This window comes from Sphingobacterium sp. SGR-19 (assembly GCF_011043555.1).
Lineage (GTDB): Bacteria > Bacteroidota > Bacteroidia > Sphingobacteriales > Sphingobacteriaceae > Sphingobacterium.
In genome coordinates, this window is sequence record NZ_JAAKGS010000003.1 from 294,441 (window position 1) to 316,024 (window position 21,584).

19 protein-coding genes are annotated in these 21,584 nt (G+C 42.9%); 8 read left to right on the top strand and 11 right to left on the bottom strand.

What is annotated here, in order from left to right; translation table 11 throughout:
• Positions 1-10 precede the first annotated feature (10 nt).
• The 4 genes from G5B43_RS08825 to G5B43_RS08840 all read right to left on the bottom strand — a co-directional run bounded on the left by G5B43_RS08825 (position 11) and on the right by G5B43_RS08840 (position 3,229).
• Positions 11-793 (bottom strand): sensor histidine kinase, encoded by a 783-nt coding sequence (locus G5B43_RS08825; RefSeq protein WP_165294369.1) that lies wholly within the window; start codon positions 791-793, stop codon positions 11-13.
• Positions 763-1,416: a hypothetical protein gene (locus G5B43_RS08830; RefSeq protein WP_165294370.1), complete on the bottom strand. Its 654-nt coding sequence runs from the start codon at positions 1,414-1,416 to the stop codon at positions 763-765. The genes G5B43_RS08825 and G5B43_RS08830 overlap by 31 nt, the downstream gene beginning before the upstream one ends.
• An 11-nt stretch (positions 1,417-1,427) precedes the next feature.
• A complete protein-coding gene (locus tag G5B43_RS08835) occupies positions 1,428-2,186 on the bottom strand; it encodes a hypothetical protein (protein WP_165294371.1) in 759 nt (252 codons plus the stop codon).
• A 428-nt stretch (positions 2,187-2,614) separates the two neighbouring features.
• Positions 2,615-3,229, bottom strand: coding sequence for a helix-turn-helix transcriptional regulator (locus G5B43_RS08840; RefSeq protein ID WP_165294372.1), 615 nt, complete (start codon positions 3,227-3,229; stop codon positions 2,615-2,617).
• A gap of 237 nt (positions 3,230-3,466) precedes the next feature.
• On the opposite strand from G5B43_RS08840, the gene G5B43_RS08845 reads away from it, so the two are divergent.
• From G5B43_RS08845 to msrA, 6 genes are all read left to right on the top strand, one after another.
• Positions 3,467-3,694, top strand: coding sequence for a hypothetical protein (locus G5B43_RS08845; protein WP_165294373.1), 228 nt, complete (start codon positions 3,467-3,469; stop codon positions 3,692-3,694).
• Between the two features lie 127 nt (positions 3,695-3,821).
• Positions 3,822-6,872, top strand: a complete 3,051-nt coding sequence (locus tag G5B43_RS08850; RefSeq protein ID WP_165294374.1) for a collagen-like protein — start codon at positions 3,822-3,824, stop codon at positions 6,870-6,872.
• 267 nt (positions 6,873-7,139) lie between these two features.
• On the top strand, positions 7,140-8,273 hold the full coding sequence (locus G5B43_RS08855; RefSeq protein ID WP_165294375.1) for a clostripain-related cysteine peptidase: 1,134 nt from the start codon (positions 7,140-7,142) through the stop codon (positions 8,271-8,273).
• A gap of 116 nt (positions 8,274-8,389) precedes the next feature.
• Entirely contained in the window at positions 8,390-11,926 is a 3,537-nt protein-coding gene (smc, locus tag G5B43_RS08860) for a chromosome segregation protein SMC (RefSeq protein ID WP_165294376.1), read from the top strand.
• A gap of 88 nt (positions 11,927-12,014) precedes the next feature.
• Complete coding sequence (locus tag G5B43_RS08865; protein ID WP_165294377.1) at positions 12,015-12,737, top strand: DUF4198 domain-containing protein; 723 nt, start codon at positions 12,015-12,017, stop codon at positions 12,735-12,737.
• A gap of 151 nt (positions 12,738-12,888) precedes the next feature.
• Complete coding sequence (gene msrA / locus G5B43_RS08870) at positions 12,889-13,563, top strand: peptide-methionine (S)-S-oxide reductase MsrA (RefSeq protein ID WP_240904807.1); 675 nt, start codon at positions 12,889-12,891, stop codon at positions 13,561-13,563.
• A 4-nt stretch (positions 13,564-13,567) separates the two neighbouring features.
• Here msrA and G5B43_RS08875 read toward each other — a convergent pair whose 3' ends face one another.
• The 4 genes from G5B43_RS08875 to G5B43_RS08890 are packed head-to-tail and all read right to left on the bottom strand — an operon-like array spanning position 13,568 to position 15,256.
• A complete protein-coding gene (locus G5B43_RS08875; RefSeq protein WP_165294378.1) occupies positions 13,568-13,969 on the bottom strand; it encodes a glyoxalase in 402 nt (133 codons plus the stop codon).
• Positions 13,970-13,972: 3 nt separating this feature from the next.
• On the bottom strand, positions 13,973-14,425 hold the full coding sequence (locus G5B43_RS08880) for an SRPBCC family protein (RefSeq protein ID WP_165294486.1): 453 nt from the start codon (positions 14,423-14,425) through the stop codon (positions 13,973-13,975).
• Between the two features lie 21 nt (positions 14,426-14,446).
• Entirely contained in the window at positions 14,447-14,812 is a 366-nt protein-coding gene (locus G5B43_RS08885) for a DoxX family protein (protein ID WP_165294379.1), read from the bottom strand.
• An 18-nt stretch (positions 14,813-14,830) separates the two neighbouring features.
• Positions 14,831-15,256, bottom strand: a complete 426-nt coding sequence (locus tag G5B43_RS08890; RefSeq protein WP_165294380.1) for an SRPBCC family protein — start codon at positions 15,254-15,256, stop codon at positions 14,831-14,833.
• Between the two features lie 138 nt (positions 15,257-15,394).
• On the opposite strand from G5B43_RS08890, the gene G5B43_RS08895 reads away from it, so the two are divergent.
• Together G5B43_RS08895 and G5B43_RS08900 are read left to right on the top strand one after the other, a co-directional pair.
• A complete protein-coding gene (locus tag G5B43_RS08895) occupies positions 15,395-16,372 on the top strand; it encodes a GlxA family transcriptional regulator (RefSeq protein WP_165294381.1) in 978 nt (325 codons plus the stop codon).
• Between the two features lie 4 nt (positions 16,373-16,376).
• Positions 16,377-17,798: an RtcB family protein gene (locus tag G5B43_RS08900; protein WP_165294382.1), complete on the top strand. Its 1,422-nt coding sequence runs from the start codon at positions 16,377-16,379 to the stop codon at positions 17,796-17,798.
• Positions 17,799-17,814: 16 nt separating this feature from the next.
• Here G5B43_RS08900 and G5B43_RS08905 read toward each other — a convergent pair whose 3' ends face one another.
• The 3 genes from G5B43_RS08905 to G5B43_RS08915 form a co-directional block, all read right to left on the bottom strand.
• On the bottom strand, positions 17,815-18,048 hold the full coding sequence (locus G5B43_RS08905) for a hypothetical protein (RefSeq protein WP_165294383.1): 234 nt from the start codon (positions 18,046-18,048) through the stop codon (positions 17,815-17,817).
• A gap of 81 nt (positions 18,049-18,129) precedes the next feature.
• Complete coding sequence (locus G5B43_RS08910; RefSeq protein ID WP_165294384.1) at positions 18,130-19,257, bottom strand: PepSY-associated TM helix domain-containing protein; 1,128 nt, start codon at positions 19,255-19,257, stop codon at positions 18,130-18,132.
• Positions 19,258-19,265: 8 nt separating this feature from the next.
• Positions 19,266-21,443, bottom strand: coding sequence for a TonB-dependent receptor (locus G5B43_RS08915; RefSeq protein WP_165294385.1), 2,178 nt, complete (start codon positions 21,441-21,443; stop codon positions 19,266-19,268).
• Positions 21,444-21,584: the final 141 nt, after the last annotated feature.

Sequence of the window (21,584 nt, forward strand, 5' to 3'; positions counted from 1 at the left end):
ATCTTTAATATTAGTTATAAGGAACATGCAGTATGATCGTTGTACCTTCTCCAGCAATACTTTGGATGTCGGCAAAGCCCCCCATCAGTGCTGCCCGGGTTCTGATATTTTGCAAACCAAGTCCGCCTGTTGCGCCTTTTTCGGTGTTGAAACCAACACCGTTGTCCTGAATATGAATGCTTAATTCACTTTCAGCAAAGTCGAACAAGATTTTTATTTCTGTAGCTTGTGCATGTTTCAAGATATTTTGTAAACTCTCCTGCACGATGCGGAAAGCGATTGTCTTGCGCTGTTCAGGAAGCGTATTTTCATCACCTTCCGTATGCAGATGACACCGCATCAATCCATTACGCCCTATACGCTGTAATTCGTGGCTTACCGCCTGCACCAGCGATATCCACTGCAGTCGCTCGCTGCTCAAACTTTTGGCGATATCCCGCAGGTCGGTCATGGCTTGCCCCACATTGGACTTGATATCTTCAAGCAAATCCTTATCAGCATCAGTGCTTTGCCTGGCAATGTTAAGCTGCACTTTAGCTAAACTCAGCAGTTGCCCCACGTTATCGTGTATCTCCCGACTGATGGAATCAAAGGTCTCCTCCTGCATTTCCAGTCGCGATTCCAACAATTGCTTCTGATACGCTTCAGACATCGCTTTTTTCTCTTCCCGGTATCGGAATTTACGCCGTTGATGGTTGAACATAATCAATACCATTACGCACAGCAAAGCCATGAACAGCACGACCACCGTAATGATGACCGCTAAGATCTCTTGGTAATGGTCAACTGGCATATAAAGGCATAGGTAAACAGGGAATACATCACGATATTGGAGATTTGCAAAGGAACCCACAATAGTGTAGCTAGATTAACATGGTATTCAGTTAAAAAACGATACATACCCATATAAGGGACACTACAAACATAAAAGAAAATTAAACCAATGGCAACCCAAAACTCACTACAGTTCCGTAACATAAGCGGCTCTTCCGCACTTAACAATTCGTAACAATAAACAATAGCAAAGAAAATAGTAAACACACCACCTATCATGTAAACATAACTGTTCCATTCGCTAAACTTAAATACAAAAAACACCAATAAATACCATAATACCGGAAACAGGTATAAAAAAACCTGAATAACCTTCCGTGCCCAACGCAATTGAATAATCTGCTGAAAATAATGAGCAAATGCCACATATTGCATCAACATAAAACAATTGTAAATCTGTGCACTTTCTTTTTCGGACATAAATTCCGTTTTATAGAAGACACCCCATTCTACTACTCCCGTATATAGCACTAATAATGATATGATCCGGACAGGAAAAGATATTGCTTTCTTTAGGCTAACAATGGCCGTCAGTGAGGCCATCGTTAATACCCCTAAATAAATATAATACGTGATGTCCATCAGGTATGAAACTACTTTATATCTCCTCGAGGTGGCGGTGGAGGAACGGGGCGACCGGTATTCAAACCACTTTTATCCTTTTCTTGCTTCTTAAGGGTTTCTTCATACCTCACGCGGTCAATATCCTCAAAATTGGTATCCCGGCCGTCCTTTGTATACGTAAACATAACAGAAAGCCGCTCCAGGTATTTTGGAGCATCCCTATTCCTGAAAAAACCACCTTCCGCTTCCTTATTCGCATAGGAAACCAACTGCACTTTCAAGCCATCAATCCGCTTCTTGCCCTCTTGAAATCGAATTTCTCCCAAGATTTCCTCGATAATATCTTTCTCAAAAAAAACATACTCTGTTTCAATATCCCCATCTCCGGTAGATGTTTCCAGGACGGGTTGAATGCTATTTTGATAATTGTTTCGCAAGGTATTTCCCTTTTCTGCGGAGATCTCCTCCAATCCTCCCTCTTTGTTCAACAAATAGTAGGTACTCGGAAGATTGGACCATCTTTTAATGCCCCCAAAGAGCAATACAATATCTTGCTTTCCCTCCGTCTCTACACCAAAATATACGGCTATGTTTCTGCTTTTCTCGATGAGTTTTTCGATGTCCGCAATAAACGCCTTTATATCGCTTATAGAAAAATTTTCGGGTGCTTTTATGCTGGCATCCAGCCTGTCAAGCATCGGCTTTTTATTTGTTTTGTACCAGTTTTGTCTGGCATCACCGACATGCGTCGGGATAAATGTTCTAATTGGAAGTTCTGGCTTATCCATTATGATATCTAATAATATTAAAAAAATAATGTTAGTTAAATTGTAGTTCTAAGATACAATATTATTTCATGTTTTTACAATAAGCATGTAAAAATGATATAATGCAGTTTGCCGTATTACAAGATAAAAATGTGCCTTCTTTTATATTAAAAAGCATTTTTCTGCTTTCGGGATTTTGTCAGCTTTTTTTCAAATACCGTAATCCCCCTCTCAACAGGAGGGGGTTTTCACGGGGGTAAATACCGTAACGCCACGCTTGATACGTATAGCGCGATGGCGATAACTTTGTTTCTATCAAATGGAGAGATAGTATATAGAAAGCCTAGGACAGGCAAAAGCTGCTATCTGGTGGAGATGGATAAACGAACTAATCTTATTAAAGACATGAAAACGAAACCACTTAACAACGTCATGAAAAGCGAATTTCCTCAAATAGAAATCATCGAGAGAACCCCCTTCACTTTGTACACAGCTTTCACATTGGCTTTATTCATGATAATATCATCAAAATTTGTCGCATTCTTAGCAACAAGTCTCCAATTTTTATCATCTAATCCACGGACATACCGAACAACATTCATCCGGGAAGAAAGAATAAGATATATATCACCGAATACGACAGCTTCCTTGTCCACTTTCTTGACGAATACAACACTTCCATTGCCGATTTCCGGGCTCATAGCTTCACCGGGGTTGACGAAAGCAAAATCGCTCCCTGCAAGAACAGGGATATCCAGCTCGTCCGTAACCGGCAGTGTTGACAAATCATCTCCAAAGGCATCCAGGTCAATACTGTACAATGGAATCTTGGCAACACCCCCACCGGAAACAAGCATTTGTCCCTGGCCGGTTAACAACCATGTCTCGCTGACCTCGGGGAAGTGTTTAACAATAACACCTGCTAGGTTTTTACTGATGGAATAGTTTCCCTTTTTTATCTGATACAGTCTTTCGGCTCTATTTAAACCGATTTCCCTTGCAAAGGAATTGACATTTAGTCCGAAATATTGTATAACCCGGTCTAATCTTGCCCAATCTGACATATTCAAAATTCTATTTGTGTAAAGATATAAAACATCATGCATAGTTTACAAATTTCAAGCCAAAACGCAAAAACTAACATAAAACCAATAATTAATTGCAAAATTACAATTTATTATTGCTTTCTTATCAACAATTCCATTATCTTTGCACGCAAACATAGTTAAAATAAGCATGTCAACAATAAAAAGAAAACGGAAATAACCCTACTAACATCAACTAATGATAACCTATGAGCTATGGATTCAATTAAAAAAATAAAAGATGAAAAAGGCGTAAAAGAAATCACAGTAAATGAAGTAATGAACTTATTATCAATAAATAAAATACCAATAAAAGATAAAAACTATGTAAAAGAACATCTTATTATAGAAAAAAAACGCAAGACCGATTATTACGAAATCAAGGTCACGGACATCGACGGATCAGTTCTCACCTTTCAGATCGAACTGAAAACTTACCCGTAAAAAATATAAATTCAAAAAAAATTTTTATTACAATATTATATTGTATATTTACAAAATAAATAACTATAAACAAATTACGAGACGAATTAAGAATTAACCGATCTCAAATTAATTAATAAAAACAAATATGAAAATCAAACAACTATCCAAAGTAGCCTTAGCGGTTGCACTCAGTAGTGCGATCATGTTTGAAGGCTGTAAGAAGTATGATGACGACATCACACGACTTGAACAAGGCATCGAGCAGAACAGTTCTGATATCGCCAGCCTGAAAACACAACTTGCGACACTCGCCGCTAACAACGTGGTGGAATCGGTCACCTCTATAACTGGAGGCTTCAAAATCACTTTTAAACGTCCAGATGGTACTACGTTCTCTTATGACATTGTTAATGGAGATAAAGGCGATAAGGGGGATAAAGGTGATACAGGAAACAACGGTACCTCACCGCTAATCCGTATCAACGCCACAAGTGGCAATTGGGAAATTGCCCAAAATGGGACTGATTACGTCGATACGGGTATCAAAGCAAAAGGTGATAAAGGTGATCAAGGAACGCCTGGTGCACCAGGTCAACCGGGTCAACCCGGAGTACCAGGTCAGGATGGCCAAGATGGTCAGGATGGTGAAGATGGAGCACCAGGGCAAGACGGCTCTGTGGTCACTATCGAAACGATAGGGGGCAAACAATACTGGCACATTGATGGACAAAATACGGGTGTCCAAGCTTATTTTGGCGATATCGCCATGATTGCTACCGATGGAGGCTACAATGTCGTGTTTACCGATGCGGAAGGAAATTCCTCCAGCAGCGTCTTTCTTGCAACAGAAGCTGTCGCGGTTAGCAGCCTAACATTGGTTCCATCTCTTCACAGTTCCAACACACCAGTTGTCCTGTTCCCACGCATTGTCAATAATGCGACCAGCAGAACAACTTACATGCAAGGTTACGCTACTATTACGTATAACTTGAATCCTTTCGGAGTAGCTACCGCCAACTATGAATCTAGCGGATTGTTGACCGAAAAAACAGAGGAAGTATCTTTCCGTTCGTCCGGAGCAACACCAAGCGCAAGTTTTACAAAAGTAGGCGAAGCCAAAACTTTTGGTGACATCACGGTGAAATACAAACCTGTAAACAATACAGGGAACAGCGTATTCCCGAATCCGTCAGGCAATGAGCATTTGCATATCGCATTGCAAGTGAAAAATAACAAAGCAGCGAGCAACCAACAATATGTAGCCTCTCCTTTCAATCTTGCCAAAGAAGAGATCATCGAAACAGACGAAGTAACAATCGAAAAAGCTATTAAAGCATCGGAAACTGCTCCTTACACATTAGTTAATGGTTATAGTTCGGGAGCATTTACCGGCAGTGCGTTCGTGGAGGCAGGCACAGGCACTCCAAACTTATCATTGAGCAATACTGCTGCCGCTGCGAAAACCAACGCGCACTTCACGCTGCACATCCGCAATAACGCCGAAAACGATTTGGGCAGCGGAAATTCTTATGAAGGTGCTATCGAGCTGGAAAAAGAACTAAGAGGTTTCTTCGGCCGTGCACAGGTAGGCAACCAAATTGTATCTATGGACGATAACGGACTAGATGGCTATGACCTTCGTTTTGCGTTAGCAAATCCAAACTCCACAGAAGCAAATTGGCTGAAAGTGGATGCAGCTACAGGTGCCATTTCCGTAAAAGAGTCTACTCCCGGTCAATACAATACGGCTGCTTTGGGCAACCATGCAATTGTAAAAGCTGACTTATATGCTACTGCTACTTCAACCACGTCTATCGCGACCCGCTACGTAAAAGTAGGTTTCACACAGGGCGTAATACAACCAGTTGACGTAAAAGGAAACATCAACCATGCTTTAACCAGCACAGCGTCTGCGACGAAAGATGTACAATGGATCGTACCAACAACATTAGATGCAGCGTACAACACCACAGGAAAATCAGCGAACGATTTCCACAATTCTTACAACTGGGTATTTGATGCTGCCGTAAGAACTATTGCTGACCCATCTGGTTCTGCACAGCTTGGTACTGTTCCAACAACATGGTTCACTTTCCATGACATGGACAACACAACACAAGCCGTAACAAGAAAAGTAGAAATCAACCAAACACTGGTAAACCCGGGAACTTACAAATTGACTGGTCGTTACGTTCCAACAGCTTCCAATTCGTCAGATCCGGTGGTTAACGTAGAAATTTTGGTAAAAGTAAGCATCAACGGTAATATCTCTTACGCACCTATCCCTGCTTATTGGGAAAACAATGCAGCACGTGTTTACGGTACACCTAATGGCAGCAGTTGGTACATGGGTGGCGACATGAACGAGTATATCACCTTAAACAACACCATTTCTGGTCCTGGTGTAACATACAACTTCTCTATCCCATCAGCTGATCACCAAGCAATCGCGGCATTCGGAACAGGCAACCTGTCTTCCAGCGCTATCGTTAATGCATTGGGTGGCGAGCAATTGCACGTGGTAAATCCTGCGGCACCGCAACACCATTCCAACGCGGCCCGCGATGCGTTCAACTATATCACAGGATGGACATTTACCAAAAATACCTTCACAGTACGTGTGAACTACTATTTAAACGGTAATCCAGTTCCATTCAAAACTGAATCGATCCCTGTTCGCTTCAAGAACCCCGTGAAAACAGTTGTGTTGAAAAACAATGGCGCAGCCACCGTAACAGACAAACAAGGCGGCAACAACAATCAGGATGTAGCCCTTCGCAATTTCGTGCGCGTGGAAGATTATCAAGGTGTTACATTATTCAACTATCAAGGCGTCTTGAACAGCAACAATGCATATGACAACACGAGGTTACAACGTTATGGTATCACTGTATTCGGCGGTAGCGCATTGAATCCTACGTTATCGACATCTGCGGTGACACTGGATAGGGCATACTACAACAGCAATCCTTCTGTTGACATCTCTGGATCATTACCAGCAACCACTTCTGTATCGATTGTGAACGTCGGTGGATCAGCTACAGCTCGTTGGACGAACAACGGTGCAAATACGATCACACAACCGATCACATTAGTATTCAAGATCAAAGTTGCCAACAGGTACAATGACGGCGCAAACAACAACCTTTCTGACATTGAGCAAGAAGTTAAGGTGGTCGTTAACCCGCAAAACTAATGTTCTATATTATTCAAATACGGAATAGTTCAATTTATTAACAATAGCAAGAAGGTGGTATGGAAACATACCACCCTTCTTCTAAAATTTCCTTTTTTTACTCCAAAAAATTATGAATATAGAAATAATAGAGACCGTAGGCTACATAACTGCCAGCGGCATATTGCTTTTCATTGCACAACGCGTGAAAGCAAAACTTCAAAGAGAACAGTCCAGCTGAACTCCATCAAAATTCTCTACATTTGATAAGCTAACAGAAGAAACGCCATGAGAACCCGCCTCTTTCGCTTTATTATTTGCCTGCTCTGTGTATTCCAGGCGTGTAAACATACCGACATCAAACCGGATCACGAAGATAAGTTCCGAACGATCGTGGTTTACTTAGCCGCCAACAACAACCTAGAACTCGAAGCATATAAAAATATAGCGCAAATGGAGAAGTCCTTAGGCAATGTCGACGGTAATCTGATCGTTTACGCAAAACTCCCCAACAACAAGCCATCGCTTTATCAAATTGATAAAAAAGATGGAACAAGCGGTAAAAAAATAAAGATTAAGGACTACGAGCCGCATGATTCTAGCGACCCCGCTACCATGCGCCTTGTTTTAGAGGACGTTAGAAATCTATTTCCGGCAAAAACATATGGATTGGTGCTATGGTCACACGCCACGGGCTGGATACCCAGCAGTAGTGGCAACATTAAACTGAAATCCTTTGGAGACGACGGCGGCAGTCAAATGGACATTAAAGACTTCCATTCGGCATTACCCTTCACCTTTGACTTCATCCTATTTGATGCGTGTTCAATGGCAAGCGTAGAAGTGCTATATGAAATCAAAGAAAAAGCGAAATATTTCATTGCATCACCAGGTGAAGTTATTGCTAATGGTATGCCCTATGACAAAATCACCAACGATCTCTTCTCTTCCGACATTAATGCCTATAGTATTTTGGCAAAAAAATACCACAGCCATTACGACAATCTTTCCGGTCTACATCGGTCAGCCACCATATCTGTTATTGATGCTTCGAAGCTACAACATGTGGCCCGGGAAATCAAACAAGTTCTTCATTCACAACAAGCTGCCCATGCAGACTATAACCGTGATCAGGTACAGCGCATGGATTTTGATCGAATTGGAAATCCACTGATCGCATTTGACTTCCTAGACTTTATCGAACAGAATTATAACCATGCCGCCTCCTTTCCAAAGTTAAAAACCGCACTGCAAGAAGCTGTTATATACAAGGCCAACACACCATTTTTCAACGGTTTTGCAATCGACAAAAATTCAGGTTTAACCTGTTACATTCCCCATCCAGATAATGAAAAAACGGCACACGCGTATTATCGTACTTTAAAATGGTATGCGGACAGCGGCTTTGACAAATTATTATAAATAAGATACAGAAATATTAAATTCACCCTCGATCTGTTCAAGGGCAGTACGCTTTTTAGTTCTGCCTAAAAAACTGTATTTTCGTCTGTTGATTTTTAGAGGATAAGGCATAGCGTATGCAGTTAGTAAAATTAGAGATTAAAGGATTTAAGAGCTTTGGTGACAAAATCACCATTAACTTCAACGAGGGTGTAACCGCCATTGTTGGCCCCAATGGTTGCGGCAAATCGAACGTCGTGGACGCTATTCGGTGGGTATTGGGCGAACAGAGTACACGTATGTTACGTTCCGAGAAGATGGAAAACATCATCTTCAACGGAACAGCAAACCGGAAGCCGGCAAACCTGGCCGAAGTATCCTTAACCTTCGAGAATAATAACAAATTGCTGCCAACCGAATTTTCGACCGTTACCATTACCCGTAAGCTATATCGTAATGGCGACAGCGAATACCGTCTGAACGACGTTAAATGCCGTTTGAAAGATATTACCGATCTCTTTTTAGATACCGGTTTAGGTGCGGACACCTATTCGATCATCGAATTGAAGATGATTGACGAAATCATCAATAACAAGGACAACTCGCGTCGGAATCTGTTTGAGGAAGCGTCCGGCATCTCTAAATACAAAGTACGCAAGAAACAGACCTTATCGAAACTCAGGGATACCGAAGCCGATCTGGATCGTGTCGATGACCTTCTTTATGAAATCAACAAGAATCTAAAACAATTAGAAACACAGGCTAAAAAAGCAGACAAATATTTCCAGCTTAAAGAGGAATATCGCGAAGCCAGTGTCGGATTGGCGTATTATCGGCTGGAGGGATTCAGTACCGATCTAGAACGCATCGCCGAACAAGAAAAAGGACAGCAAGAGCGTATTAAGGAAACATCGGCTAAAATTGAAGGCCAGGAGAATCAACTACGCACATTGCGCGAAGACATTCTTTCCAAAGAAAAAAATCTTGCAACACAGCAAAAAAGTACCAACGAATACGCTAATAAAATCCGTAGCTACGAATCCGATAAGAAAATAAAGAATGAGCGTATCATTCACTTACAGGAAAAAGAAACGCGGATTACGGCAGAACTTAACAACGACAAAAAACAACTGGAACATGTCCAATATACCATTAAAAGACTGAATGAAGAACTTTTTGAGGAACAAGGCAAACTGGATGTTTTTCGGTTGGATATCGACCGCAACCAAACGGAGGTTGAAGAACTTCGGGGGCAGCAGTCGTCTGCAAAAGGGAAGTTAGACAGTTTTACCCAACAGAGCAGCGAACTTCAAAACAGGATATATAAACTCGAAAAGGACATCGCCGTACTGAACATCCAGAAGGAGGCTTTGCAACAAGAATCGGTACGTGCGATGACCGATGCTTCTGCAAAGGTGGAAGAGTTAAACGAATTCAACAAGGCAGTTGCAGATTTGGACGAACAGGTGAAGATGCAACAAAACCAATATGATGCGGCTATGCAAGGGGAGAATGAATTGCAGCAGCAAATCCATGCAGTCGAAGAACAACTAAACGAAACCCGCGCCCAACTAAACAGAGAATCCCGTTTGGTCGACGCGAAGCAAAATGAGTATAACCTTACCAAGTCCTTGGTAGATAATCTTGAGGGATTTCCGGAATCCATTAAGTTTTTGCGCAAAAATGCTGGATGGAAGAAATCCTATCCCCTCTTTTCGGATATTCTCTTTTGCAAGGAAGAATACCGTGTTGCAATCGAAAATTACCTAGAATCCGTCATGAACCACTATGTTGTGCAAGACCAACAGGAAGCCGTACAGGCGATTCAGTTATTGAGTGATGCATCCCGTGGGAAAGCAAATTTCTTCGTATTGGATGCTATTCAAACGGTCAAAACAAAGCCTCAAACACCTGAAAATACGATCCCTGCATTAGAGGTTGTTAAGGTAGATAAGAAATACAGCTTGCTCTGCGAACAACTGCTACAACATGTATTTTTACTAAAACCCGAAGCTTCGGATAGCTTGGCAGAGACATTACCTCAAGACGACCTAGTTATCTTACACCCTGAGGGAAAATTCTCTAAAAACCGCTTAGGCTTAAACGGAGGTTCTGTCGGCCTGTTTGAAGGTAAGCGTATTGGTAGGGCAAAAAACCTAGAGAGCCTTAGCAAAGAGATCAAGGAGCTTAACCAGAAAATCGAAAAACTACAGCAAGCCGAAGCCGATAGCATAGATACACTAGCGACATTACGCACTGCGTCGCAAAAAGATGTTATCGACGAACTTCGCATGGTATTAAATCGTCTGCACAATGAATTGATTTCAGTAAAAACCAAACAGGAACAATATCAGACGTTCATTACCAACAGCCAGAACCGGAAACAGGATATTGAAAGCAAGATCACGGTCATCCAATATGAGTTGCAAAAGGCGGAACCGGAACTGCAAATATTAAAAGTAGAAGCAGAATCGAACCAAAAGCAATTAATGGAATTGCAAAATGCCCATGCTGAAATTGCCGAGGTGCTGAATGAGAAGTCCGCTTCGTTTAATCAAGAGAACATCCGTTTCCACCAACAGCAAAATAAAGTATCCAGTTTACAAAAGGATCTGGAATATCGGGAAAGCCAACAAGAAGCCTTCGAAGCCCGGATAGAGAAAAATTCGTTGGAATACGAACAGGTGAAAGTGGACATGAAAGACACTTCCCATATTGTAGATCATAATGATGAAGACCTTGTAGCAATGTATGCGCAAAAAGAGGAACTCGAAAAAGGCCTTCAGGAAATTGAAGAGGATTTCTATACTACACGTCGCATTATCAATGAGCTGGAAGAAGAAATCACCCAATTACGTCGTAGCAAAGATCAGAACGATTTTCTATTGTCTGAATTGAAAGATAAAAAGACCGCTTTACAGATTGACCTCAATAGCTTAAAAGAGCGTTTATCTGTTGAGTTCAATATCGACATCAATTCTTTGCTCGAAGGTGATATGCCAGAAATTCCAGCTAGTCAGGAAGAATTGGCTACAGCATGTGATAAACTCAAAAAGCAGCTGGATTCGTACGGCTCCATTAACCCCATGGCAAAAGAGGCCTACGACGAAATACAGGAACGACACACTTTTATCTCTAAAGAGAAAAGCGACCTGTTAGATGCTAAAGCATCCTTGATGGCCACGATCAATGAGATAGATCAAACGGCCAACGACAAATTTATGCACGCTTTCAATACCGTCCGTGAAAACTTTGTACATGTATTCCGTTCGTTGTTCAACCAAGAAGATTCCTGCGATATGGTATTGACCGATCCCGCCAATCCATTGGAATCGGATATTGATATTATAGCGCGTCCGAAAGGCAAACGCCCCTTGTCTATCAATCAGCTGTCCGGTGGAGAAAAAACATTGACGGCTACCGCGCTGCTGTTTTCATTGTACCTACTGAAACCTGCTCCATTCTGTATATTTGACGAAGTGGACGCCCCGTTGGACGACACCAACATTGATAAGTTCAATAACATTATCAAAGACTTCTCGAAGAACTCCCAGTTTATTATTGTTTCGCACAACAAACGAACAATAGCCAGCACGGATATTATTTACGGTGTCACAATGGTAGAACAAGGCGTTTCACGTGTCGTGCCGGTAGATTTGCGGGATGTAGCGTAGATTACTTTCCAATATTTGGATCTATTTTGTTGTAGATTAATTTCTAGTATGTATATTTGTGTGGAATCAGTCTAAATAAATACATACAATGAGAAAAAATCAACTACTTGTGCTTTTAGTAGCACTTCTGTACTGCACCCTTTCGCAGGCTGTTTATGCACATGCCCTTTGGATAGAACCATCCTCATCTTCTGCGCAGAAAAGCACCGTACATACCGTTAAGGTTTTTTACGGTGAATATGAACATGGTACACGTGATTTGGTCAAAGACTGGTATGCCGACTTAAAAGAACTTAAACTTTGGGTACAACATCCCAACGGCCAATCCACACTGCTTGAGACTACCGCAGCTGACGACCATCTTGCAGCCTCTTTTACTCCAGAGCAAGATGGGCTGTATCTTATTCATACCACCCATACGGCAAGTGAATTAGGTGGGCAAACCAAGTACATCTTTTCGGCGTCTCTTCCTGTAGCTGTAGGACAATCGGATTTAATGATTACCAATCCGAAAGAACCAAATTTGCTGGCTTTTGTGTCACCAACCGAAAACCGGACGGACCAAGAAGTAGATATCTTTGTCTTTGACAATGGAAGTGCACCTACGGATGCTGCGGTCACCGTTATTAGCGCCGAAGGCTGGGCAAAAACTTTTAAAACCGATTCAAACGGCAAAGTAAGTTTCCGTCCCTTATGGAAAGGCAGATATGTCGTTGAAACTAGTAAATACCTTCCTGAAGAAGGCGTTTGGAACGAAAAGCCCCATACCCATGTTTGGCAAGGCGTCACTACTACTTTCAGCGTTAATTAGAATTAGCAGGACGACAAACTGCCAATACCTCTTTTAAAAATAAACAATGAGCCGATTAGATTTGCTAATCGGCTTATGAACTATCAATGGAATATTCTTATTCCCGTCTCTCATCTAGAATCCGTAACTTTATAGAAGTTAATAAGATATTATGATGGAATTTGGACACAGCAGCTCCTATAGCAGCCGATTGATTTTCTTCCTGTTATTTACTGTTTCATTCTCTTGCGCGCAGTCGAAATCCGACAGCACTTCAGACCATGCCGATGAATATCGCACCGTCAATGCAATAACAGATACCGCGACATTTGCAGCAGGCTGCTTCTGGTGTGTGGAAGAACAATTCAAACAGCTAAACGGTGTTACCGCCGTGATATCTGGCTATACAGGCGGTCATGTTCGCAATCCAACTTATCGGCAAGTCACTACGGGCAGAACCGGGCATGCCGAGGCTTGTAATATCGTTTACAATCCTGACGAAATCTCTTATGATGAATTGCTCGCTGCCTTTTTTGTCGCACATGATCCCACGCAGCTTAATCGTCAAGGAGCAGACGTCGGCACGCAGTATCGTTCGGCCATTTTCTTCCACAACGAACACCAGAAGAAGCTCGCAGACTATTACATCAAGCAACTAAATGATGAAGGCGCCTACGAGAAAAAAATCGTAACAGAGGTCAGCCCCTATGGTAAATTCTACGTGGCAGAAGACTATCATCAGGATTACTATGTCAATAATATGAACGAAGCTTATTGCCAAATGGTCATTAAACCCAAGCTGGAAAAATTCAGAAAGGTATTTAAAGGAAAACTGAAGAATGAGTAAATAATCACACGGCCAATATCCACCTCACCTCAAACCTATCAACGATCTCTACCAATTTCTGGCTCTCGTGATCGACGGTGGCAGAATGTGCGGTATCAAATTCGAGCTTTTCAATTAATACCTGCCTTTCACCCAGCGTCTTGCAATGCAGAAAAACGGCCATATAATTGCCAACTTTCCTTCCTTCATTATATACAAGATCTGACCCATGAATAATAATACTGTCAGAAAAAAGCGAGCCAATAACGATAGGCTTTTCTGGATGCCCCTGCCATCCTGTTTCAAAAGGTTCGAACAGCAGTGAACCGCCAAAGCAAGTTTGGTAAAAGGCGAGTGCTTCCCTACAGTTACCAGAAAAAGTAATGAAGACAGCACTCGCACATTTAGCATGGTTAGAAACGATCATAGTTTATTGCCCATCAGGTATTTCCGGTTCTACCAACTTGATTAATTTCTCCAGGGACTCCTGCCAACCTAAATAGCACATCTCTGCAGGAATTGCTTCGGGAATCCCCTCTTGTACCACTTTCAGTTCTGTACCACATGAAACCTTATTCAGCCATACGGTTGTTGTCATTTCTCCCGGTAGCGCGGGATCGTCAAACTTATCGGTATATTTTATAAACTCATTCGGCTTTATTTCCACATACGTTCCGCCAAATGAGTGGCCATTCCCCGTACTGAAATTTATAAATGTCATATGATACTTCCCTCCCTCCTCGAAGTCCATCTGTTGAACGGTACATACGAAGCCGTATGGTGGCAACCAAGTTGCATGAGCTATGGGATCCGAAAATGCGCGGAAAACCTTTTCTGGGCTTGCCTTGATTACTCGATGTAATGAAACTGAATTCTCCATGATTAATATTATTTTTTAAGTGAACTATTGTACTTTTGCATTAAACCGATAAGAAACAGCAAGAATACCCAACACGACCAAAGGCATCAGCATGAAGCCGATATTTTGATCTACACAGGCATGACTGATGAAGGCGAAGATCAAATTGAAAGTGAGTCCGGCATATGCCCATTCTTTTAATTTAGCGGGTGCTGTCGGATAGGAAATAGCCAACACGCCCAGTACCTTACATATGATCAATGCGTATGCAAAGTAATCGGGGTAGCCCAAAGGTCTAGTACCTATAGTCGCTTGCTCTGGTGAAAAAAGCAGTGCACTGAGTGGCATAACGCCTTCCCACAGGATAATGATCGTAGTTGCGACCCAAAAGATTATCTTATTTCTTTTCATAATAGTAGAGATTAAGGTTTAGGATTGTGTTGATTCAACGTAACGCACAAAGTTGTCCAATATAGCCTGCCACCCTTGTTTCTGAAATTCCGGATCATTTTCTGTTTCCGCATCAAACGTGGTCTCTATTGTAGTTTTACCACCTTCTGGAGTAAACAATGTGGTCGACCTTCTGCCATCGGACATCGTGTACGAGATCTCTTTATGTAGCTCAACGCTATCATAAATGCCTTCAAAGTCAAAACCAAAGCTACCGTCTTTGGCTTCCATTCTGTTTTTAAACTTCCCGCCTACTCGCAAATCATTTTCACTGCTTGGCGTATGCCAGCTTGGGTCAGGCGTGTTCCATTGCATGATATCACTTGGTGTGTTCCATGCCTTCCAAACATCTGCTACGGGAGCATTTGCTACTGCTTCTACCGTAATTCTTGTTACTTCTGTCATTGTTAAACTTCTGATTATTAATTATTACAATCCAAAATTACCAAAGAATACACGACTACGTCTATTGTAAAAACGACAGCCTTAGGGGTAAATTATGACAAAACAATTTGCTAACTTCGTTTAAATCATTTCATGACTATGCAGATTTCTGTCTATGTTCCCGAGTTTGGTGTTATCGAGGCGATTACACCGCCGTTCAGAACCTTTCAAACTGCCAACGAGTTCCTCACCGTCTTCGGCAAAAAGCCCGTTTTTACGGTCGAATACGTCGGTCTGCAAGAATATGTACCAGCCAACAATGGCGAATACGTAATCAAAACCAATAGGCTACTCAAAGACGTAGCCACCACGGACCTATTGATTATTCCCCCAACTTTCGGTGACACGATCAAAGGGATCCAAGCCAACGCAGAAGCGATCCCCTATTTTAAAAAACTGTACGAAAAAGGTTCATGTCTCGCCAGTTTATGTATCGGAGCCTTTCTTTTAGCCGAAACTGGATTGCTCAACGGTAAGAAATGTTCCACACACTGGGCGCATGTAAACGAGTTCAGAGAACTATATCCTCATGTGGAAGTCGAAGACGGTGCAATTATTACCGAGCACGACAATATTTACAGCAGTGGTGGAGCAAGTAGTTTATGGAACCTCATTCTATACCTGGTAGAAAAGTTTTCCGACAGAGAAACGGCCATCATGATCTCCAAATATTTTGCGCTGGATATCGGGCGGGATAGCCAATCCCAATTTGCGATATTCAAAGGACAGCGGAATCATGGCGATGACGCTATCAAAAAAGTGCAAGACTACATTGAAACCCACTATCAGGATAAAATATCCATCGAGATGTTAGCCAATTTAGTCCACATCGGCCGCCGAACTTTTGAAAGACGATTTAAGGAAGCCACCAATAACACCCCCATCGAGTATATCCAGCGAGTACGGATAGAAGCCGCTAAAAATTTCTTTGAAGCGTCCCGAAAGAACGTCAGCGAGATCATGTTCGATGTAGGTTATACCGACACAAAAGCATTTCGAGATACTTTTAAGAAGATTACGGGGCTTACCCCTATTGAGTACAGAAATAAATTTGCGAAGGTAGCTACCGAAGTGTGAAAAAATGGAAAATAAAAGAATTAACGGCAACGACTTACTTGCCTTAGGATATAAAGAAAACCACGCGATGGGCGTGGCGTTGAAGATCAACAAGAAAAGACTCGGTTTCAGTCGAGAGCAAATGTTGGCAAAATTCAAGGACGTGCTGGACCGCCCAGAGTCTTATTTAAACGACAAGACCTTTAAACCTTTGGCCGAGGTCCTGTTAAATATTGACGCGATCGAAAAAGAAACGATTTCTTTGAACGAAACCCCAGATGAGTATGCTGTATATGGCGAAGACCATATCGAAGAAGGAGCCAAGAAGCAGATGGACGTCGCTATGACGTTGCCAGTCACCGTTGCGGGTGCTTTGATGCCCGATGCCCACCAAGGTTACGGCTTACCCATTGGTGGTGTGTTAGCGACCAATAACGCCGTTATCCCTTACGGTGTAGGTGTGGACATTGGTTGCCGAATGGCGCTTTCGGTATTTGATTTACCGAGCGATTATTTAGACACCAACCGGGAGAACCTAAAGAAAGTGCTCTTGGCCAATACACGTTTTGGAGCAGGCCATGGTTATTTAAAACACGAGCGCGTGGACCACCCTGTTTTGGACAACGAGCTGTTTGATACACACGATCTTATCCGATCGTTGAAAGACAAAGCATGGACGCAGCTAGGTTCTTCGGGTGGAGGGAATCACTTTGTGGAGTTTGGCGTGATAGACTTTACCGAGGCAGATGAAAACCTAGGTGTAGCGCGTGGGAAATATCTAGCACTATTAACGCATTCCGGTTCGCGTGGACTAGGTGCAACCATTGCGGGTCATTATACCAAACTCGCCAAGGATATCTGTAAGCTACCTTACGCGGCCCAAAATCTGGCTTATCTGGATCTAAATACTGCTGAAGGACAGGAATATTGGTTAGCCATGAATCTAGCCGGCGATTATGCCTCGGCCTGCCATGAGGTTATCCACGATAAGATCAAAACAGCATTGGGTGCCGAATTGCTGGCCAAGGTCGAGAACCACCACAATTTTGCATGGAAAGAGCAGTTTGAAGGAGAAGAAGTGATCGTTCATCGTAAAGGTGCCACCCCGGCAAGTAAAGATACAATGGGTATCATTCCGGGTTCAATGGCTACCCCAGGTTTTTTGGTTCGCGGCAAAGGCAAAGAAACCGCCATCAACTCCGCCTCGCACGGCGCAGGGCGGTTGATGAGTCGTACACAAGCCATCAAAACATTAGCGGCCGCCGATTTAAAGACCATGCTAGAGCACCACGGTATTTCGCTATTGGGCGCCGGAATGGACGAAGCGCCTATGGCATACAAAGACATCTATACCGTAATGGCCGCTCAATCCGATCTGGTCGATATTGTAGCTAAATTCTCCCCAAAGGTAGTCCGTATGGCAGACGATGGATCTAGGGAGGATTAAAGATGCTGACGGGGCTTTAAAACAGCAGTAAACTTCTGACATAGTTTACTGCAAGCCTTTGTGCGTGTTCGGTCATATCACTCTCCATTAGCGTTCCTTCTTCTATCTCCGAATCGCATTTTTCACCATATGTCGGGCTATCGGTATTGGTTTCGTTTGTCGCGACCCGTTCAGCCGGCAGGTTTATCATCCCAGAGCCGGCTTGTTGCAAGTAAGTTTGCTGTTCTGATCTATTCTGTTTGTCTATCATACCTTTTTATAATTTGTTCAAAAACAAAAATAAATAGATGGATGACAACAGCATGTCAGTAGCTAGCTCATCATTGCCCCATTATGAACATTTTTTTTCCGTCGATTGGGCACGACGTTTTTTCTTCTTTCCCCATTTCCGGTTGTACCATATCAAAAAACCCGTTAAAGGAAGACTTGCGCAAAACATCGAACAGATGAAAGCAAAAATTTTGCTAGGCAATCCCATGAAAGAGCCGACGTGGAGATCGAAATTCAAGGCACGAATCTTATCCGCAGTATTTAGGTCGTTGGTACCATAAGAATACAACAACTGAGCCGTTTGCCTATCATAATATGACCACTCGAAGTGGTACGTTCTGCCTTTTAGCATCCGGATCTGAAAATCATAAGGAGCGTCTACCTTTTCCCGAACACGCATCGACACCATATCTGCCTTCGGATAGCGTCGCAACACATCAGCAAACGCACTATCCAAAGCCCCCATGTGGGAACCTTCCGTTGGCGATGACTTAGGAATTTCCCACGCCGTGCGATGCTGTCCTCCACTAAAACTATACGTGAAAGCTTGGTCAAACCAAGAAAAGGAATAAACTAAACCCGTCATGGCCAGCACTAAGGCAGGGATTAACATATAAAATCCCCAAACGTTATGTAGATCGTAATTCAATCTTTTAAAAGAAGCCTTCCATTTAACCGTAAATGACCTTTTCATGTGCTTTCGATTCCATTTTTTAGGCCACCAGAGTACAAGTCCACTTAGGCAAAGCAATAAAAAGACGAGGATAGAATATGCCACTATGGGTTGTCCGATTTCCTTCCCTAAGAGCAGGTTTCGGTGCAGTTCGAGCACAACGCGAAAGAACTCCTTGTTTTGGTCTTCCACATAGACAACTTCCGCGGTGTAAGGGTTGACATACACCCTATATTTTGTTCCCGCCCGAAATACCCACGTGCGGCCGGGAGCAGGCTGTATATCAGTTCGGGCAATCTCGTATGAAAGCGGTACGGCAGCTTGCGCCTGCGCAATCATGACCGAAAGCGGTTGGTATGGAATATTTTCTATCTGTACATAGCATCTATCACGATATGCTATCTCTCTTATTTCATCAATAAATACGTAGAGACAGCCCGTTATACTGACAATAAAAGTGATTAGGCCTGTTATTAAACCTAACCACAAATGTAACCATCCATTTAGCTTCTTCAATAAGCGCATCAGTACGTATAGGTCAGGTTTAAACTTGCGCGGGCGCCATTACCCATCGTGTACCGAAGATTGTCTGCACTATATTGACTATAAAATGGGTAAAACGATTTGTTGAAGATGTTTTCAACTCCGAAACCTACACGCACCGCTTTATGCAATTGATAGGAGCCGCTTAGGTTAAAAATACTGACCGATTTAACCGGACCAGTTCCAACCCTATAGCGACCATCCTCCTGCGGATCAAAACGATCCCTGCTTCCGGTGTACACCCAAAAAAGCTGCAGGTCCAGCTGATCCGTTGCACGGTACCTTGCGTATGCCGTTGCCTTCGGCGGTGCAATACGTGCAAATCCCAGATATTCTTTGGTGCCGTCTTCTTTTTCTGCTTTACCTTCCACATAAGCATAAGTGGCGCCTAGCCCAAGCGATGCCGCCAGTTGTGCGTCAAGCGTCAGTTCATAGCCATGGACTTTCTCGGGATTACGCTGCGGCAATAGCGTACCACTCTCGTTGGCCACCAAATTTGCTCCCAATTTCGACGTACTGATATAATAAGCCGCCGTTAGGTTAAAAATTGAAAAGCGGCTGCTAAACCCAGCCTCATAATTATTCGTGATGATTGGATCCGTCTGCAGGAGTGCCATATCCTGAACCGTTGCAGCCCTTAATATGCGCCCTAACTCATTCAGGCCAAACGCTTGAGAGAAACTGACAAAAGGATTAAAATATTCGTACTTATTATAACGAAGTCCTGCGTTAAACATCGCACTTTTATAATTAATCCGTCCACCTTTAACAGCTACTACTCCCCCGCCATCGGCATCTTTAGGGAGCGTTTGATAATCTTTTACATCTACCTGTGCATTCTCATAGCGGATGCCCCCTTTGAATATCAGGTGGTCAAACATATCTATCTTTAGCTGAGCGTACGGCGCAATATTGGTCATATCCATATTTGGTATATAAACACGGCCATCTAGCAGTGGCTGGTAGGTGTCATCCTCCAGCAGGTCCATTCCATAGGCTACCGTACCCTTTATCCGTCCGTTACCGAAAGGAGTAAGTAAATTCAGGCGCAAACCTTTCTTTTTGGAACTGATCTGCGTCTGTCCCGGCCCGTACCATCCATTTGCCTTGGCTACATAGCGGTTCGTAGAGAGGAATTGGTGAAAATACCCCGTTAAATCCATCTCGGTGTGGAATGGCAGATCACGCAGCGTATACGTGGCAAACACGTTATGATTTTGTGGAGTTCCAGCAGGTGCACCCGGATCTTCACCCTTTACTCCTATAGCCGGACGTTCACCATATACACCGGGTTCCACCACATAGTCACTGTTCTGCAAACTCTTGAAAAAGCTATACGCCACGGTAAGTTCGCTCCGTTTGTTAAATCGATATTGGCCTTTTGCGAACGTGTTCAGCGCGTAGGATTGTCCCAGCCCATCTTCCTGTCCAAGGACACTTCCATCGGCAGCTTTCAACAAGCCAGTGTAATTATAGGTTGCACTCGCCACATACGAAAATTTGTCGAGCGTCCCGCTGAAAGATTGCGACAGCCTGTACCCGACTGAATTGTTAAGCGATCCCGGATGACCATTTAATCCTAAAAAGGTCTGTCCCGCAATGCGTTTATCCGCATCGGGCTTCTTAGTAATATAGTTTATAATACCACCTCCCGATCCGTTACCATAAATTGATGTTGCACCCTTGATAACCTCCACACGTTCAATAATGGCCGGGTCGAGCGAACGGATATCCCGGTTGCCGTTCATCAGCGGCGTAGATTGCGGTATCCCATCTATCAATACCAACACGCTACGGCCACGCAAAGTCTGCCCCGAGTTAGTCGCCTTGTTGGTAGACGGTCCTAAGCCCGGCACTGTAAATGCCAAAATTTCGCTGATGGACGGGTTAATATTGATTTGCTGTTCGATCTGTTCCTTTCCCAGTATCGTCACAGAAGATGGCACTTCATCGATCCGCTCGGGCATACGGCTGGCTGTCACCAAGACTTCTTGAAGTTTTTCATTTTTAACCGAATCAGCTGTACGGTTCTGCTTTGTGTTCAACGTAGTGGTCGTTTGGTCCACTGGCCCCTGTTGCGCTGAAGACGCTTTAGGCAATATCTCCAAAAATAGTAAATGGCACAAGAAGAGAAATGCCCCGGTCGTAATCTTTCGCATATTATTTTTTAACGGTTGTAGTTCCTTATGTCACGTCGTCGGATCCGACTGCCGGCTTCCATACAGACAAATCGACGACAAATCTATATTTTGTTTAGAACTAATCCAAATAATAATTACAATAATACCGAATTGTAAATA

Bases quoted from the DNA above. Each gene is read 5' to 3' on its own strand.
- G5B43_RS08825 (WP_165294369.1), bottom strand. From the start codon at position 793: ATGCCAGTTGACCATTACCAAGAGATCTTAGCGGTCATCATTACGGTG.
- G5B43_RS08830 (WP_165294370.1), bottom strand. From the start codon at position 1,416: ATGGACATCACGTATTATATTTATTTAGGGGTATTAACGATGGCCTCA.
- G5B43_RS08835 (WP_165294371.1), bottom strand. From the start codon at position 2,186: ATGGATAAGCCAGAACTTCCAATTAGAACATTTATCCCGACGCATGTC.
- G5B43_RS08840 (WP_165294372.1), bottom strand. From the start codon at position 3,229: ATGTCAGATTGGGCAAGATTAGACCGGGTTATACAATATTTCGGACTA.
- G5B43_RS08845 (WP_165294373.1), top strand. From the start codon at position 3,467: ATGGATTCAATTAAAAAAATAAAAGATGAAAAAGGCGTAAAAGAAATC.
- G5B43_RS08850 (WP_165294374.1), top strand. From the start codon at position 3,822: ATGAAAATCAAACAACTATCCAAAGTAGCCTTAGCGGTTGCACTCAGT.
- G5B43_RS08855 (WP_165294375.1), top strand. From the start codon at position 7,140: ATGAGAACCCGCCTCTTTCGCTTTATTATTTGCCTGCTCTGTGTATTC.
- smc (WP_165294376.1), top strand. From the start codon at position 8,390: ATGCAGTTAGTAAAATTAGAGATTAAAGGATTTAAGAGCTTTGGTGAC.
- G5B43_RS08865 (WP_165294377.1), top strand. From the start codon at position 12,015: ATGAGAAAAAATCAACTACTTGTGCTTTTAGTAGCACTTCTGTACTGC.
- msrA (WP_240904807.1), top strand. From the start codon at position 12,889: ATGATGGAATTTGGACACAGCAGCTCCTATAGCAGCCGATTGATTTTC.
- G5B43_RS08875 (WP_165294378.1), bottom strand. From the start codon at position 13,969: ATGATCGTTTCTAACCATGCTAAATGTGCGAGTGCTGTCTTCATTACT.
- G5B43_RS08885 (WP_165294379.1), bottom strand. From the start codon at position 14,812: ATGAAAAGAAATAAGATAATCTTTTGGGTCGCAACTACGATCATTATC.
- G5B43_RS08890 (WP_165294380.1), bottom strand. From the start codon at position 15,256: ATGACAGAAGTAACAAGAATTACGGTAGAAGCAGTAGCAAATGCTCCC.
- G5B43_RS08895 (WP_165294381.1), top strand. From the start codon at position 15,395: ATGCAGATTTCTGTCTATGTTCCCGAGTTTGGTGTTATCGAGGCGATT.
- G5B43_RS08900 (WP_165294382.1), top strand. From the start codon at position 16,377: ATGGAAAATAAAAGAATTAACGGCAACGACTTACTTGCCTTAGGATAT.
- G5B43_RS08905 (WP_165294383.1), bottom strand. From the start codon at position 18,048: ATGATAGACAAACAGAATAGATCAGAACAGCAAACTTACTTGCAACAA.
- G5B43_RS08915 (WP_165294385.1), bottom strand. From the start codon at position 21,443: ATGCGAAAGATTACGACCGGGGCATTTCTCTTCTTGTGCCATTTACTA.